The organism is Micromonospora sp. LZ34 (assembly GCF_052981855.1).
In genome coordinates, this window is the sequence record NZ_JBRIQN010000089.1 from 1 (window position 1) to 13,791 (window position 13,791).

17 protein-coding genes and 1 pseudogene are annotated in these 13,791 nt (G+C 68.6%); 12 read left to right on the forward strand and 6 right to left on the reverse strand.

Annotation, left to right across the window (positions count from 1 at the left end; translation table 11 throughout):
- Nucleotides 1–307 precede the first annotated feature (307 nt).
- A complete protein-coding gene (locus ACVCAH_RS36185) occupies nt 308–913 on the reverse strand; it encodes a TetR/AcrR family transcriptional regulator (RefSeq protein ID WP_447140719.1) in 606 nt (201 codons plus the stop codon).
- A gap of 84 nt (nt 914–997) precedes the next feature.
- Here ACVCAH_RS36185 and ACVCAH_RS36190 point away from each other — a divergent pair, with 84 nt between their 5' ends.
- The 3 genes from ACVCAH_RS36190 (at nt 998) to ACVCAH_RS36200 (ending at nt 3,238) form a co-directional block, all read left to right on the forward strand.
- The gene (locus ACVCAH_RS36190) at nt 998–2,410 is read left to right on the forward strand and encodes an MFS transporter (RefSeq protein WP_447140720.1); all 1,413 of its coding nucleotides are present in this window, start codon (nt 998–1,000) and stop codon (nt 2,408–2,410) included.
- Between the two features lie 110 nt (nt 2,411–2,520).
- Nucleotides 2,521–2,763, forward strand: coding sequence for a PadR family transcriptional regulator (locus tag ACVCAH_RS36195; protein WP_447140721.1), 243 nt, complete (start codon nt 2,521–2,523; stop codon nt 2,761–2,763).
- A 127-nt stretch (nt 2,764–2,890) separates the two neighbouring features.
- Nucleotides 2,891–3,238 (forward strand): hypothetical protein, encoded by a 348-nt coding sequence (locus ACVCAH_RS36200; RefSeq protein ID WP_447140722.1) that lies wholly within the window; start codon nt 2,891–2,893, stop codon nt 3,236–3,238.
- A gap of 100 nt (nt 3,239–3,338) precedes the next feature.
- On the opposite strand, the gene ACVCAH_RS36205 is transcribed toward ACVCAH_RS36200, so the two are convergent.
- Nucleotides 3,339–3,728 carry a heavy metal-responsive transcriptional regulator gene (locus ACVCAH_RS36205; protein ID WP_447140723.1) on the reverse strand — a complete coding sequence of 130 codons (390 nt, stop codon included), beginning with the start codon at nt 3,726–3,728 and terminating at the stop codon, nt 3,339–3,341.
- A gap of 214 nt (nt 3,729–3,942) precedes the next feature.
- Here ACVCAH_RS36205 and ACVCAH_RS36210 point away from each other — a divergent pair, with 214 nt between their 5' ends.
- From ACVCAH_RS36210 to ACVCAH_RS36235, 6 genes are all read left to right on the forward strand, one after another.
- A complete protein-coding gene (locus tag ACVCAH_RS36210) occupies nt 3,943–4,953 on the forward strand; it encodes an alkylmercury lyase family protein (RefSeq protein WP_447140724.1) in 1,011 nt (336 codons plus the stop codon).
- A gap of 1,018 nt (nt 4,954–5,971) precedes the next feature.
- On the forward strand, nt 5,972–6,568 hold the full coding sequence (locus ACVCAH_RS36215; protein ID WP_447140725.1) for a molybdopterin-dependent oxidoreductase: 597 nt from the start codon (nt 5,972–5,974) through the stop codon (nt 6,566–6,568).
- Nucleotides 6,538–7,278, forward strand: a complete 741-nt coding sequence (locus ACVCAH_RS36220; protein WP_447140726.1) for a ferredoxin reductase — start codon at nt 6,538–6,540, stop codon at nt 7,276–7,278. Before ACVCAH_RS36215 ends, ACVCAH_RS36220 begins: the two co-directional genes overlap by 31 nt.
- Before the next feature lie 2 nt (nt 7,279–7,280).
- The gene (locus ACVCAH_RS36225; protein WP_447140727.1) at nt 7,281–7,574 is read left to right on the forward strand and encodes a DUF6510 family protein; all 294 of its coding nucleotides are present in this window, start codon (nt 7,281–7,283) and stop codon (nt 7,572–7,574) included.
- A 156-nt stretch (nt 7,575–7,730) separates the two neighbouring features.
- On the forward strand, nt 7,731–8,141 hold the full coding sequence (locus ACVCAH_RS36230; protein ID WP_447140728.1) for a GNAT family N-acetyltransferase: 411 nt from the start codon (nt 7,731–7,733) through the stop codon (nt 8,139–8,141).
- Nucleotides 8,131–8,412 carry a CysS/YqeB C-terminal domain-containing protein gene (locus tag ACVCAH_RS36235; RefSeq protein WP_447140729.1) on the forward strand — a complete coding sequence of 94 codons (282 nt, stop codon included), beginning with the start codon at nt 8,131–8,133 and terminating at the stop codon, nt 8,410–8,412. Before ACVCAH_RS36230 ends, ACVCAH_RS36235 begins: the two co-directional genes overlap by 11 nt.
- A gap of 541 nt (nt 8,413–8,953) precedes the next feature.
- Here the strand turns inward: ACVCAH_RS36235 and ACVCAH_RS36240 are convergent.
- Both ACVCAH_RS36240 and ACVCAH_RS36245 read right to left on the reverse strand, forming a co-directional pair.
- Nucleotides 8,954–9,871, reverse strand: coding sequence for an NADP-dependent oxidoreductase (locus ACVCAH_RS36240; protein WP_447140735.1), 918 nt, complete (start codon nt 9,869–9,871; stop codon nt 8,954–8,956).
- A gap of 149 nt (nt 9,872–10,020) precedes the next feature.
- Complete coding sequence (locus ACVCAH_RS36245) at nt 10,021–10,239, reverse strand: hypothetical protein (RefSeq protein ID WP_447140730.1); 219 nt, start codon at nt 10,237–10,239, stop codon at nt 10,021–10,023.
- Between the two features lie 407 nt (nt 10,240–10,646).
- Between ACVCAH_RS36245 and msrB the strand changes: the two genes are divergently transcribed.
- From msrB to ACVCAH_RS36260, 3 genes are all read left to right on the forward strand, one after another.
- Nucleotides 10,647–11,126, forward strand: coding sequence for a peptide-methionine (R)-S-oxide reductase MsrB (gene msrB / locus ACVCAH_RS36250; RefSeq protein WP_447140731.1), 480 nt, complete (start codon nt 10,647–10,649; stop codon nt 11,124–11,126).
- A gap of 9 nt (nt 11,127–11,135) precedes the next feature.
- The gene (gene msrA, locus ACVCAH_RS36255) at nt 11,136–11,642 is read left to right on the forward strand and encodes a peptide-methionine (S)-S-oxide reductase MsrA (protein ID WP_447140732.1); all 507 of its coding nucleotides are present in this window, start codon (nt 11,136–11,138) and stop codon (nt 11,640–11,642) included.
- Between the two features lie 323 nt (nt 11,643–11,965).
- On the forward strand, nt 11,966–12,112 hold the full coding sequence (locus ACVCAH_RS36260) for a hypothetical protein (RefSeq protein WP_447140733.1): 147 nt from the start codon (nt 11,966–11,968) through the stop codon (nt 12,110–12,112).
- A 303-nt stretch (nt 12,113–12,415) separates the two neighbouring features.
- Here the strand turns inward: ACVCAH_RS36260 and ACVCAH_RS36265 are convergent.
- Both ACVCAH_RS36265 and ACVCAH_RS36270 read right to left on the reverse strand, forming a co-directional pair.
- A pseudogene (locus ACVCAH_RS36265) lies at nt 12,416–12,769 on the reverse strand (DsbA family protein); the annotation flags it as partial.
- Between the two features lie 11 nt (nt 12,770–12,780).
- The gene (locus ACVCAH_RS36270) at nt 12,781–13,401 is read right to left on the reverse strand and encodes a zinc ribbon domain-containing protein (protein ID WP_447140734.1); all 621 of its coding nucleotides are present in this window, start codon (nt 13,399–13,401) and stop codon (nt 12,781–12,783) included.
- Nucleotides 13,402–13,791 lie beyond the last annotated feature (390 nt).

The following is a 13,791-nucleotide window of genomic DNA, read 5'->3' on the forward strand; positions in this document are numbered from 1 at the left end:
TGCGCGTGCGGTCTCTACCTCAACGACCCCACCGCATGGATACGACCCCCGACGAATTAACGGCGCGGGGTACTTAGGCTGCACCGGCTGCGCGGCGCCGGAACGGACGACGACTCTTCCTGATCCGTCTCGTCGACGGCGAACGGGTCCTACCCGCGGGTGTGATCGGCGCTTTGTCCACCTGGCGCGGACCCCGCAGATGCTCCGCGCCTCGGGCTGTCCGGCGTGGCGCGCGGGAGGCGGCCGGTTGTAGAGCATGCGCCGCCGGGCGGGCCGGCGCGGACGGAACCGGTTGGGCTGGCGGTTTTTAGGTGGGGACGCGATGGCCGGGCGGCGTGAAGGCGGCCAGGACGGTCGCTGTGATGAACGCCGCGGCCTGGTCGGGATCGAGGCGGCCGGCGTTGATTTCGTCGGCGGCGGTGTGCATCACATTGTGCATGACGCCGATCAGCCATGAGGTGGATAGATCGCTGCGGAACACTCCGTCGTCCTGACCGCGCTTCACGAGGCCTTCGACGCGCTCGGCCGGGCCGGCGTGCAGGTCGCGGATCCGGCTTGGCGGGAGAACTGTCTGGGCCGCGAGCAGGAGTGAGCGGGACTGGTTGACCAGCAGCCAGCTGGAGTCGATCAGCCGCGTGAGTGCCTGCCGGGTGTCGCCGGTCAGGTCGACCGCGTCGAGTGCGGCGTGGCCCTGTTCGATGGCGTGGGCGAGCGCCGCCTCGACCAGGTCGGCGCGGTTCGGGAAGTGGCCGTAGAGCGTGACCCTTCCGACGCCGGCCGCCTTCGCGATCTCGCTGACGCTGGCGTCCGGGTTACGGCTCAAGGCGTTTACGGCGGCCTCGAGTATCGCCGCGATGCTGCGCTGCGCATCCGCTCGCCTGGCCGACGACCTTCCCGACGTCGGTACCGTCACCCGATCCCCCTTGTTGAACAGTGGTGTACGAGTTACTGTACCCGACACAAGTCAAACACTGCTGTTCGAATTGGAGGCGACGCCGTGTCCGCTCAGGCCGTCGACCAACCGGAAACCACTGCCACCGACCCACGCCGCTGGCGCCTGCTGGCACTGCTGGGCGTCGCCCAGTTCATGCTCATCCTCGACGTCACCGTGGTGGCGATCGCGCTACCGCACATCGGCGCGGATCTCGGCCTGCAACGCGACACGCTGACCTGGGTGGTCAGTGCGTACACGTTGATGTTCGGCGGCCTGATGCTGCTTGGAGGGCGAGCCGCGGATCTACTCGGTTCCCGGCGTGTGGTGCTGCTCGGCCTGCTCGTGTTCACCGTCGCGTCGCTGGTCACCGGTCTGGCCGCAGGTGCCGCGATGCTGATCGGCGGCCGCGTCGCGCAGGGCGTCGGTGCGGCGATGCTGTCGCCCGCCGCGCTGTCGGTGGTGACGAGAATCTTCCACGGAGAGGAGCGCAACAAGGCGCTCGGTATCTGGTCGGCGCTGGGCGGTGGCGGCTCGGCGATCGGTGTCCTGCTGGGTGGTGTCCTGACCGCCGGTCCTGGCTGGCAGTGGGTGTTCTACATCAACGTGCCCATCGGCGTGGTCGTGCTGGTGGCACTGGCCCGGATGCTGCCCGCAGAGCTGCCGCAGGGGGCTCGGGCGCGCCTGGATGTGCCGGGCGCCATGCTTGTCACGGCCGCAACCGGCACGGCGATCTACGCGCTGATCAATGCGGGCGACCGGGGCTGGCTGACCGCCGCGACCCTCGGGACTCTGGCCGCTGCCGTCGTCCTCTACGTCCTGTTCGCCGTCGTGCAGCGCACGGTGCGGTCGCCGCTGATGGACCTGCGGATCCTGACCCGACGGTCGGTGGCCGGCGGCACGTTCCTGATCCTGGTGGCGACCGCGCTGATGATCGCGGTGTTCTTCCTCGGCTCGTTCTACCTGCAGCACCACAAGGGCTACGGCGCGCTGCGGACCGGTCTGCTGTTCCTGCCGGTCGCCGTGGCGACGATCATCGGCGCGCAGGTCGCCGGCCATGTCGTTGGCCGCCTCGGCGCCCGGCCCGTCGCGATGACGGGCCTTGCGGCCGCTGCCGTCGGCACCGCGGTACCCGCCTTCTGGGACGGCCCGGTCTCGGTGGTGACGGGGATCAGCGTCGGCGCAGCGGGAATCGGCGCCGCCTTCGTCGCCGCCTCCACCACCGCGCTGGGACAGGTCGCCCACCACGAGGCGGGAATCGCGTCGGGTCTCCTCAGCACCTTCCACGAGTTCGGCGCCGCCCTCGGAGTCGCCGTCGTCTCCAGTATCGCGGCGGCGAGTATCGCCGGCAGCAGCAGCACCGGCTTCAACCGCGGCTTCACCTTCGCCGCCATCGTGGCCGCGGCTTCCGCTGTCCTGGCACTGCTCATCGTCCCGGCCGTGAAACCACCTGCAAGCGCTCAGGCCCACACGCACTGAAAAAGCTCAATACTCACGCAGTGCCTGCGGGACTGTCTGCCGTAGTTACCTTCTGAACACCCATGCCCTGGCGTGGACGTCGGGTACCGACGTCCACGCCAGAGCCCGAGGTGGAAGGCAGCAGCGGCCGCTTCGATCTACCCACCGGCACCATCTACCCCGCCCTGCACCGCCTGGAAAACGCCGGACTGCTCGCCGGATTCTGGTCGAGCGCGGACGGCCGGCGTCGACGCACCTACCACCTCACCGCCGCCGGCCAACGGCGGCTGCACGCCGACCGTACCAACTGGCGTGAGTTCGCCACGCGATCACCACACTGCTGGAGACGAGGGCCGTGGCCAGCCACCAGCTGATCGACGCCCACCTCAACGCCCTGGCCCGCCGCCTGCCCCCCGACGCGGTCGACGAACTCGCCGACGGGTTGACCGAAACCTGGCAGCACCACCTCGCCGCCGGACTCCGCCGACGGACGCGGCCCGCGTGGCAATCGCCGAATTCGGCAGCCTCAACCAGATCACCGCCGCGTTCGTCTCGCAGTCCCCGAGCCGCCGGGCCGCCCGGAGGCTGCTCGCCACCGGCCCCCTCGTCGGCCTGTGCTGGGGCGCCACTCTCGTCGCCGCCCACGCCTGGAATTGGCCGGTTCCCCAACCCGCCGCCGCTCTGCTCGGGATCGCGCTGCTGGCCGTCGTCGCCACCCTGATTACCTCGGCAACCAGCCGACACAGCTATCGCCGAGCCCGCCTCGGGGACGCTGGCGGTCTCGGCCTTGTCGCGCTGGACGTTGTGATGGTGGCAGCCATCCTGCATGTCGCCCCGACCCCGGTGTGACCCATGCTCGTCGCGGTTCCGGTCAGCCTGGCTCGCGTCGGCTTGACCCTGCGATCTCTGCCGGCAGCGCGCGCACACTGAAGGGCGGCAGGCTGGGCGGCTACAGGTAGCGGCACACCTGCTCGGGCGGGCAGGTGTCCGGGTCGGCATTGGTGGCGGCGCCGTGAAGCTGGACGACGGTGGCGCGAAGGGCACGCAGATCGGCGAGCTGAGCATCGATGGCGTCAAGCTGTTGTGCGAGCAACTGGCGGACGTGGCCGCAGGGGGCGTCGCCGCTGTCGCGGACGGTGAGGATGTCGCGGATCTGGGCAAGGCTGAGCCCGGCGCTGCGGCCGCGGCGGATGAAGTCGAGCCGGGCGACCGCGTCGTCGCCGTAGTCCCGGTATCCGGTGCGGGTGCGTGGGGCAGGTGGCAGTAGCCCGCAGGCTTCATAGAACCGCAGGGTCTTGGTCGTCGTGCCGGTGGCCGCGGCCAGCTCTCCGATCCGCATCCGGCGTCCTCCAGTCGTTGCGCCCTTGACCTTCCCCTGTACTGGAAGGTCCAGTCTGGTACGGGTAGAGCCGGGACGGCCAGAAGATGTGCGATTCGCCATCGGGGCCGCTTGCTGCAAGGGGACTGCGATGACAGCAGCAGATGCTGGAGGGCCCGGGGGTCGCCAGGCCGCACGCGATTGGGCCAAGAGCCAGGGGAGCGGCGACATCGCCGTGTTCCCCGCCGACCAGGCCGCCGCCGGCCCGGGCCGCTTCATCGAGGCAATAGTCGGATCGGCTCTGCCTCGTCGGGTGGAGGTTGAACTCCGTTCCGTTCCCGAATGTCCAAACCTTGCCTCGGCCCGGCAGGCGCTGCACACCGCGCTGGCCGACCTCGGACTGCCGTCGGCGATGGTCACCGAAGTCGTGGGGGACTACCCGTCGCCATCGATCCTGGTCAACGGCGTGGACGTGATGGGCGGCAACGGCGACGGGCCGGCAGCGTGCCGTCTCGACCTGCCCACCGGGGAACGCATCCGCGCTGTCCTGCGCCAGGCAATAGGCGCCGGACTCGCTAGCGCCCGGAGGGAGCCGAGCCTGGCGGCGTGCTGCACGGACCCGGGCAACGCTATCCGGACCGACCGGCCCCGCCGCGCCGAGCAGTTGCCCGACAGGCTGCGGCAGGTGCACCGGGCGATCCTGCGCCATTTCGCCACCACCGGCACCGCCCCCAGTGCCGGCGACATCCACGCCGCCGTGAACGCCGCAGACCTGGACACGGTCAACGCTCTGTGGGACCTCGCTCAGCAGGACCTTGTCGCCGTAGACAACGCCGGGCGCCTGGTCGCGGCCTACCCGTTCTCACCGGCACCAACGCCGCACGCGGTGTCACTCGGCGGCGTCGAGGTGTTCGCGATGTGCGCCATCGACGCGTTGGGTATGCCGTTCATGCTCGGCACCGACGCGGTGATCACCTCTGCCGATCCGCACACCGGTCAACCGGTGTGTGTGACCATCACCGACGGTGTCGCGACCTACGAGCCGGCGGAGGCGGTAGTCGTGTACGCGGCAACCGGAGCGGCCGGACGCTCCGTGGACACCTGCTGCTCCACCATCAACTTCTTCACCAATCCCGCCGCTGCGCAGGAGTGGATCACGGCCCACCCCGGGTTGTCTGCCACCGTCCTCGATCAGGAGCAGGCCGTCACCCTAGGCAGGGACATCTTCGAACCACTGCTCGCCTGAGACGACGCCCCACGTCGGCCAGTCCGCCGCCCAACCAGGTGCGCAGCCTCGATCTGCCTCCGGCCCGACCAGCGGACATCGTGACCGAGCTGCCCCGGGGTGGATCACGGCCGCGCAGGCTCAGCCGAGCGTGGCGGCACCCTCATTGCCGCCTGCTCGCCGGCATTGGAGCTGCCGTTCACCGGCTCCGGGTTCGGCTGTCCCTGCCTGGCTAACCGTCACGGCTCGAATCTCGTCCAGTCATCGGTACCGGCCGTCCAGTCATCGGTACCGGCCGTCGTAGCGCACTCCGCTGCGGGTATCCGTGAAGCTGACGCCCACCCGCACTCCGTCCTCGACGATCCACCGAATCGTGTACGTCGCCCGATACGTCGGCGGCCAGAATGAAGCGAAGGTCCCGTCACCCGTAACAGACCACTCGCCGGCTGAGGGTGTGCCCCTGTCGACGTAGGTCGTTCGACCCTCCGCCGTGAATGATTGAGTCGCACCGTCTTGGAACACAAGCTGTGCAGCGGTCAGGGCGGCGATCATGTCCACCGCATCGACCGGCTGGCCATCGACAACGTTCCCACCGGAGGGAACAGGGCCCATCGAACTCTCCTGACATCGGGCAAGACACTGGCCGCCGCCATCTCGCAGCGGCGACAACATGTCGAACGACCATCTCGGAACAATCTCTAGCCGCACCCTATGGACGCTAAAGTCCATTATACCTACGCTGCGGAGGCATCCACCAGATAAGGACGCACCGCCACGGCCGTCAGGCGCGCTGCTGCTGCTAACCACCGATGGCCAGCGAGGCTTGCCGTCCGGTGCCACGCCAGCATACTCTGGACGCGATGGTCCAGTTGATATATCCCGGATTGCGGGCGACCACGTCCCCACCGCGGAGAATCTCATCACCGGGGCACTCGCTGACGATGACGTCATGGGCGGGTACCACATCGACATCCACCGGTCGGGTGGAAGCACGGGTGGCAGCGGGATCGCGGCCGCCCGGCCACATGGGGAGGGGCGCATGGCAGTGATCACACGCGGCTTCGGCGGCCGCAGGCGCGACGACACCGACCTCCCGCCCGGCCAGTACCGCACGGACGACTTCCCGGTGCTGTCGGCGGGACCGACACCGCGCATCGGCCTCGACGAGTGGGAGCTCGCCGTCGTCACCGAGACCGGCGAGCGGAGCACGTGGTCATGGGCGGAGTTCACCGCCCTTCCTGCCGACGAGCCGACTGTGGACATCCATTGCGTCACGCACTGGTCGAAGTTCGGCACGAGCTGGCGAGGCGTCTCGGTGGACACGTTGCTGGCCGACGTCGAGACTACGGCCGAGTACGTCGTCGCCCACTCCTACGGCGGCTACACCACGAACGTCCCGCTCGAGGACCTTCTCGACGGCCAGGCCTGGGTGGCGTACGAGTTCGACGGCGAGCCGCTGGTTCCGGTGCACGGCGGGCCAGCTCGTCTCCTCATTCCTCACCTGTACTTCTGGAAGAGCGCGAAATGGCTGCGCGCACTGGAACTGCGTCTCGACGACGAGCCCGGGTTCTGGGAGACGGCCGGCTACCACAACTACGGTGACCCATGGCGCGAGCAGCGGTACCGGGCAGACTGACCTGGCAGCCGGCGACCGTCGCCGCCACCCGGGCGGAGACTGCGACGGCGCGTACCCTGGTCCTCGACGTCGACGGCTGGACAGGTCACGTGCCGGGCCAGCACGTCGACGTCCGGTTGACGGCTCCCGACGGCTACACGGCGTACCGCAGCTACTCGATCTCGTCCGCCCCGGGGCCCGACCGGCTCGAGGTGACCGTCCAGGCGGTGACCGACGGTGAGGTCTCGCCGTACCTCGTCGACGTTGCAGAGCCGGGTGACCAACTCGAGATCCGTGGACCGCTCGGCGGCTGGTTCGTACGCCGACCCGCCGATCCACGCCCGGCGTTGCTGATCGGCGGCGGGTCCGGCGTGGCGCCGCTGATGTCGATGGTGCGTGCGGCGACGAATCCCACCAGGCTGCTCTACTCGACCCGATCCCCGTCCGATGCGCTGTTCACCGCGGATCTTGCGACCGCACGAGCCGCAGGCGATGGGCGCATCGCCGTCACACACGTCTACACCAGGGTCACGCCCCCCGGCTGGCGGGCCCCACCCCGACGACTGGACGCGGACGCCCTCGCCCGCGTCGCCTGGCCCCGCGATGCCGACGCTGTGGCATTCATCTGCGGGCCTACCGGATTCGTCGAGACCGTTGCCGACCTCCTCGTCGACATCGGCCACGATCCCGCGAACATCCGCACTGAACGTTTCGGACCAACCGGAGGATGACCATGTCGACCACCAACGTCGGAGCCGACGACGCACCCTGGGTGGACGGTAACGCCCTCGCCGGACCGCTCGGCGAGATCATGGGGACCGACCTCACCGTTGCCGAGCTCACCTGCGCCGGGTGCCGGACGCCCCGTCCGCTGGCTGCGATGCGCGTGTTCGACCGAGCGCCCGGCCTCGTCGCCCGATGTCCCAGCTGCGAGGACGTCGTTATGCGCGTGGTGCGCACGACCGGCCGTGTCCTGGTCGACCTGCGTGGGTCGCTCGTCCTCAGCCTCCCGGTGCCGGCTGCCTGAGCGCTAAGAATCCGGTCATTCGTGGCCGCACCCGGACGATGCCAACGTCTCCGACGTCGGTTAGGCAATAGTCCGAGGCGGGATACTCCTGCCACTTCATCCGACCTGACTGGGCACTCCCAGGCCGTTGACCAAACGCGAGATTCAGGAGACAACATGGCGGGCAACGCCGAGGACATGATCACGTTGACCAGCGTCGAGCAAGATTTGGGTGGCTCGAACCTGTCGGGAGCCATCGCGCCCGACGTGGAAGACCTCGTCATCACCGACAACAGTGAGCTCGGCATCTACGAGGCCGCGATAGGGGGCCGGACAGCCGCTGGGCTCGTCTACAGCAAGGTCGGCGGCCGCATCATACTGTCCGCGACATCCGTGTTCCCCGAGTTCCGGGGAAAGGGAGTAGGCGCCAGGCTCATCGGCGGCGTCCTCGACGAGCTGCGCATGCAAGGAAAGACCGCCACCGTCACGTGTCCGTTCGCGGCAGCATTCGTCAATGCTCATCCGGAATATGCCGACGTTCTAGACCCGGCATTCCCTCGGTCGCACACAGCCGGGCATGGGCATTGAACACGCGTCGTCGCGTCTGAACGCGCGCCGACCGCTGACAAGGTTCAGGCGTCCCCAACGGCGGGGTACATCACGTGAAGGCTATGTGGGCGCCGGCGACGAGTACCGCGATGCGCTCGGCAAGCTCGTCGACGTCACGCTGGAGCAGCGCCAGTTGGCCAGATCGCGCAAGGATTACGCGACGGCCGACGCGCTGCGGGACGGGCTGGCGGCGGCCGGGGTCGTCGTCGAGGACACGCCGAACGGGCCGCGCTGGTCGCTCGGCCGATGAGTTCGTCGTAGGCCGGGACCGTGGCTGGGCAAGGGATGTAGGCGTCCCGTGTAGTGCGCAGGCCGCGATGAGCTGCTGCTCGCCGATGTACAACTGGAAGTAGCGGCCGGGGTAGGCCTTGGCGAACTGGTCGGCATGGGTGGAGTTGCTGATCTCACCATCGAGCGCGACTATGTGCGGATCGGCCGAGCCGCGGTCTCGCCGAATTTGCTGGTGGTTTCCCCGCAGGCGCGGGCTGCGGACGCGTACGGGCACGTCCGCAGCCCCGCCGGCGTGATCCCGGCGTTACGTTAAGGGTCAGTTGCGGCCGGCCATGATGTCGAGGTCGGCGATGGCGCCGGTCATCCAGCTCGACTTGTCCGACAGCAGGAACGACACCGCGTTCGTGATGTCCTCCGGGCTGCCGGGAGCTGGTTACGCCGGGTGCCCACCCAGGTAGCGGACCAGTCCGATGACGTCTTCCGGTACGAGTCGCCCGACCTGGCCACGCCGTTGACGCTGATCCACAAGGAGGGCAGGACCGCTCGCTGTCCCCGAGTCCTTACGGACGAACGCGGATGATCGTCTTCCCGGTGATCCGCTCGGTCGGGTTGAAGGCGGCGACGGCGTCGTCGAGGGTTGCGACGTTGCCGATGTTCGTCCGCAGTCGTCCGTCCCGCACCCGCCGGACGATCTCACCCAGTTGGGCGCGATCGGACACGACGACGAAGTCAACCGCCAGGCCGTCCGCGGGCCGCGCCTCCGGCGGCCCGACGACGGACACCAGCGTTCCTCCGGCGCGAATCAGGCCTGCGGACCGCTTCCCGATGTCGCCGCCGATGACATCGAAAACCAGATCGACTCCGCCGACGTCTTCGAGGACGTCGTTCTCGAGGTCGACGAACTCCTGCGCGCCGAAGTCGAGCGCCTTCTGACGGTCGGCAGCCCGTCCGGTGCCGATGACGTAGGCGCCGGCCTCACGTGCGAGCTGCGTCACCATCGAACCGACTGCGCCGGCCGCGCCGTGCACGAGGACGCTCTGCCCCGCCTGAAGGCGGCCGTGCTCGAACAGTCCCTGCCACGCGGTCAGGCCCGAGATCGGCAGGCTCGCACCCACCGTGAAGTCGACGTCGCCGGGCAGCGGCGCGAGGTTGCGTGCCTCGACGGCCACATACTCCGCCAGGGTACCGTCGCGAGTCCAGTCCGTGAGGCCGAACACCCGCTGTCCCACAGACAGCCCCGTCGTGCCATAGCCGAGAGCGGTGACCACTCCGGCCAGCTCGTGCCCAGGGATCGACGGCGTCCGGTCACGGCCGAGGCGATCGGTCCAGGTCGAGGGCCAGGCCATCTCAGTCGGGACGAATCCCGACGCATGAACCTGAACGACGACGTCGTCCAGCGCCGGTTCCGGCTCGGGCCGCTCCACCAGCGTCATCCCGGCCGTTCCCGCAGCCTGGTCCGTCACCACAATCGCTTTCATGGGAATTGTCTCCTCGGTCATTTGTCTCTTTGGTGGAAATGTTGCAGGGATGGAAAGCCCGTTCGACATCTAATGCCAGGGGCCATAGCACGCAGCCGGCCGATCTGGACAGCGCCGGCCGGCCGCGTGCATCGATGGGCGCCTGTCGCTCACGGACGAACGCGGATGATCGTCTTCCCGGTGATCCGCTCGGTCGGGTTGAAGGCGGCGACGGCGTCGTCGAGGGTTGCGACGTTGCCGATGTTCGTCCGCAGTCGTCCGTCCCGCACCCGCCGGACGATCTCACCCACTTGGTGGGCTGTGGCGAGGCCCATGCCGCTGGTGCCGCCGACGACCACGACCTTACGGCCCTCGAAACTCTCACTCATGACAGTTGTTCCTTCCCCACCGAATCGCGATTTGTGTTGGCGGCACCCGGTTGCCCGGGAGCGGCGCGACGTCCGTTAGAACTCGGCACCGGTGGACAAGTCGGAGAGTCCCTCGCTAGCGGAGGCGCCCAGTCGGACGTCCCGAACCTAGTAGCGGTAGAACTGGTCGGTCAAGTCCACTCTTGAGGTCAAGCGGGTGCTACTGTGGCGGCGACGTACCCCAGGCCACCCACCGTAACGGTGGCACCCGGCCGACCACTTCCGGAAACCTCTTCGGACTTGATGGTCCACAAAAGGTACGGGCCGCGGGACTACAATCGGCCCGTAGGGTGTCCGTATTTTCGCATGTCCAGGTGCGTTTCGCCTGGTTCCTCAGCTTCACGCCGAAAGGCCGGGAAGGGAGAGCTGTGCCCCAGCAGACCCACTACCACAAGAACCCGGAGGCCGTTTCGCGGCTCGACCCGGAGCAGTACCGCGTGACCCAGCAGGACGGCACCGAGCGCCCGTTCGCCAACGCCTACTGGGACAACCACGAGCCCGGCATCTACGTCGACGTCGTGTCCGGCGAGCCGCTGTTCGCATCCGTCGACAAGTACGACAGCAACTCCGGCTGGCCGAGCTTCACGAAGCCGATCGCCAAGACGAACGTCGTCGAGCGCGAAGACTCCAGCCACGGGATGATCCGGATTGAGGCCCGCTCGCTGCACGGGGACAGCCACCTCGGCCACGTCTTCAACGACGGTCCCCCCGACAAGGGTGGAGTGCGCTATTGCATCAACTCCGCGTCGTTGCGGTTCATCCACCTCGACGACCTGGAGAACGCAGGGTACGGCGAATACCGCACCCTGTTCACGAGTGACACCAACACTGACATCGACGACAAGTAAGGAGACGAGGTGACCACCGAAAAGGCGATCCTCGCCGGCGGCTGCTTCTGGGGCATGGAGGAGCTGTTCCGCCACCAGCCCGGCGTCGTGTCCACGCGCGTCGGCTACAGCGGCGGCGACGTCCCGAACGCCACCTACCGCAACCACGGCACCCACGCGGAGTCCATCGAGGTCGTCTACGACCCCGAGAAGACCGACTTCCGCGCGCTGCTCGAGTTCTTCTTCCAGGTCCACGACCCCTCGACGAAGAACCGCCAGGGCAACGACATCGGCACCAGCTACCGCTCGGCGATCTTCTACACCAGTGACGAGCAGAAGCGGGTCGCCGAGGACACGATCGCCGACGTCGACGCCTCGGGCCTGTGGCCCGGCAAGGTCGTCACCGAGGTCACCCCGGCAGGCGACTTCTGGGAAGCTGAGCCCGAGCACCAGAACTACCTGCAGACCTACCCCAACGGTTACACCTGCCACTTCCCCCGCCCCGGGTGGAAGCTCCCGAAGCGGGCGACGGCCTGACACCTCCGGCGCGCGGACCCCGGGTCCGCGCGCCGGCGCGGGGCCGAGGTGGTCGGCCTGGACGAGGAGTCAGCCGGGTGGGTGCAGGCTCTCTCCGGGACCGCTGCCGAGCGAGACGTGGCATTCGATCGGCGCACGGGATGCTGGTGCGCGTGGCGTTGCGGGGGGTGCGCCGGCGCTCGACGCTCTCCCCGGTGACTCAACCACCATGCCGACCACCCGCGAGCGTCAGACCGCCTGGACCACTCACCTACGCCGCCGCGGAAGCCGTACGGGCCCATGACCAAGGCCGAGCAGGAGATCGAGAAGATCAGGCGTTTGAGGTGTACGCGTCCGACTACAAGGCCAAGCTGATCAAGCAGCAACGTGGCGGCCTGGAGCAGGCCACCAACGCGCTGCTCGACCGGGACACGAGGCCGCCGGGGCCTGATAGATCACTGGTGGCGGCCCAACAGGCGGCGTCGAACTGATCAGGCGCTGGGATCCGTAGCCGACACAGCTTCATCATCGCGCTGCCGATCGCCGCGGCGCAGATGCCACCGTCTGTCGGAGGACGACCCGAGGTGGCTCACCATCACTCAGTTGGCCGAGTGCTCCGGGCCTCCGCGGAGTGGGTGAAGCGGCGGGCTGCCGGCCTGGAGATCCCGCACCACCGCGTAGGCCGGCAGATCGGCTTCACCCCCAAAAGGACGTTGCCGAGCGTCGCGTCAAGGCAAGTTCGCGCGGCAGGATCTGACGGCCGACCGGCGTGCTGTCGAGTCCACGGAACCCGCTTATTTACGGGTCGCTGGTACCTCGCGGCCGAGGCGGGCCCGGGCTCGGGCCATACGAATGGCGGCGGTCAGGGCCGTGATGTCGTAGGCGCCATAGTGGCGGCGGCCGTTGATGAAGAACGTCGGGGTGCCGGACACTCCGCTGTTGTCGGCCGAGTCGATGTCGCTTTCAATGCGGCCGGCGTGGGCCGGGCTTATCAGATCGTCGTGGAAGCTTTTCTGATCCAGACCGAGGTCGGCGGCGTATTTGAGCAGATCAGTGATGTTCAGCTTGTCCTGGTGGTCGAGCAGCAGGTCGTGCATCTGCCAGAACTTGCCCTGAGCGGCCGCTGCTTCGGCGGCCTCGGCTGCTAGTGCGGTGTCCACTAACGTTCGCCGGGTGTCCGGTGGGCGTGTTGTGGATCCTCACCGTGAGGGGTGAGCGACTCCCCACCGTTGGGTGGTGGGGCGGGCCTCCGCGGGCCAACTGATCCTCGCGCCGCCTGGTGTGGGCGGCGGGGGTCACGTCGGGACTGGCCGGCGCCGGGGAGGTGCCGGCCGGCTCGACGGTGCGTGACCACCTCCGGCAGCACGACGGCTGCGGTGGGGGTGGTGGGTCCGCCGCCCGGGGTGCGGGCGGCGATGCTGGCAGCCGCGACGAGGTCACGGTGCCCGGAGAACGCGCAGTGCGGGCAGGTCAAGGTCCGCCCACGAGGCTTGGATATCCGTTTGCGGCAGGCGGGGCAGGTCGAGGATGTGCCGCGTTCGTCGACGAGGCGGACGGTGATGCCCGCTTGGGTGGCCTTGTCGGTGAGGACCTGCAGGAGCCGGCCGATCTGCCACTGCCGCAGTCGCAGATTGTGCCGCCGCCCCGCCGGCAGGTCGAGCACACCACGCGGATCACCGACGCGCAGCACACCCACGCGCTGCTGCTGCGCCCAGGTGACGACCGTGCGGGCGGCTTCGTGCTGGGCCTGGCGGACCCGCCGCCGATGCCGACCCTCCACCAACCAGGCACGAGCGATACTTCCGCCACCGCCGTGACCCCCGCTGACCCGGCTTCGGGGCCCGGCCGGATACGGCGCGGCGGCGGGCTTTGCTGTCGGCCAGGTGCATGCGATGCTCAGCGCAGATCGCCCGCCCCGACACCAACAGCCCCTCACCGCCGGGACCGGCCACCGCGTACGGGTGAATGATCCCCAGATCCACCCCGGCCACCCGACCCGGATCCGGCTCCTCACCCGGCGGGTAGGTGACGACGGGGACTTCGGCGGTGACGTCGAGAAACAGCCGCCCACCCTCGCACAACAAGGTGATCGACCGAACCTGCTCCACCGCATACGGCATATCCCGGGCCAGCCGCACCCACAACGGCGCGTTGCCCGTGGCGGTCGGAA

Coding starts and splice junctions, on each gene's coding strand:
- ACVCAH_RS36225 (WP_447140727.1), top strand. CDS start 7,281: ATGTCGACCACCAACGTCGGAGCCGACGACGCACCCTGGGTGGACGGT.
- ACVCAH_RS36205 (WP_447140723.1), bottom strand. CDS start 3,728: ATGCGGATCGGAGAGCTGGCCGCGGCCACCGGCACGACGACCAAGACC.
- ACVCAH_RS36240 (WP_447140735.1), bottom strand. CDS start 9,871: ATGAAAGCGATTGTGGTGACGGACCAGGCTGCGGGAACGGCCGGGATG.
- ACVCAH_RS36245 (WP_447140730.1), bottom strand. CDS start 10,239: ATGAGTGAGAGTTTCGAGGGCCGTAAGGTCGTGGTCGTCGGCGGCACC.
- ACVCAH_RS36235 (WP_447140729.1), top strand. CDS start 8,131: ATGGGCATTGAACACGCGTCGTCGCGTCTGAACGCGCGCCGACCGCTG.
- ACVCAH_RS36215 (WP_447140725.1), top strand. CDS start 5,972: ATGGCAGTGATCACACGCGGCTTCGGCGGCCGCAGGCGCGACGACACC.
- ACVCAH_RS36220 (WP_447140726.1), top strand. CDS start 6,538: ATGGCGCGAGCAGCGGTACCGGGCAGACTGACCTGGCAGCCGGCGACC.
- ACVCAH_RS36230 (WP_447140728.1), top strand. CDS start 7,731: ATGGCGGGCAACGCCGAGGACATGATCACGTTGACCAGCGTCGAGCAA.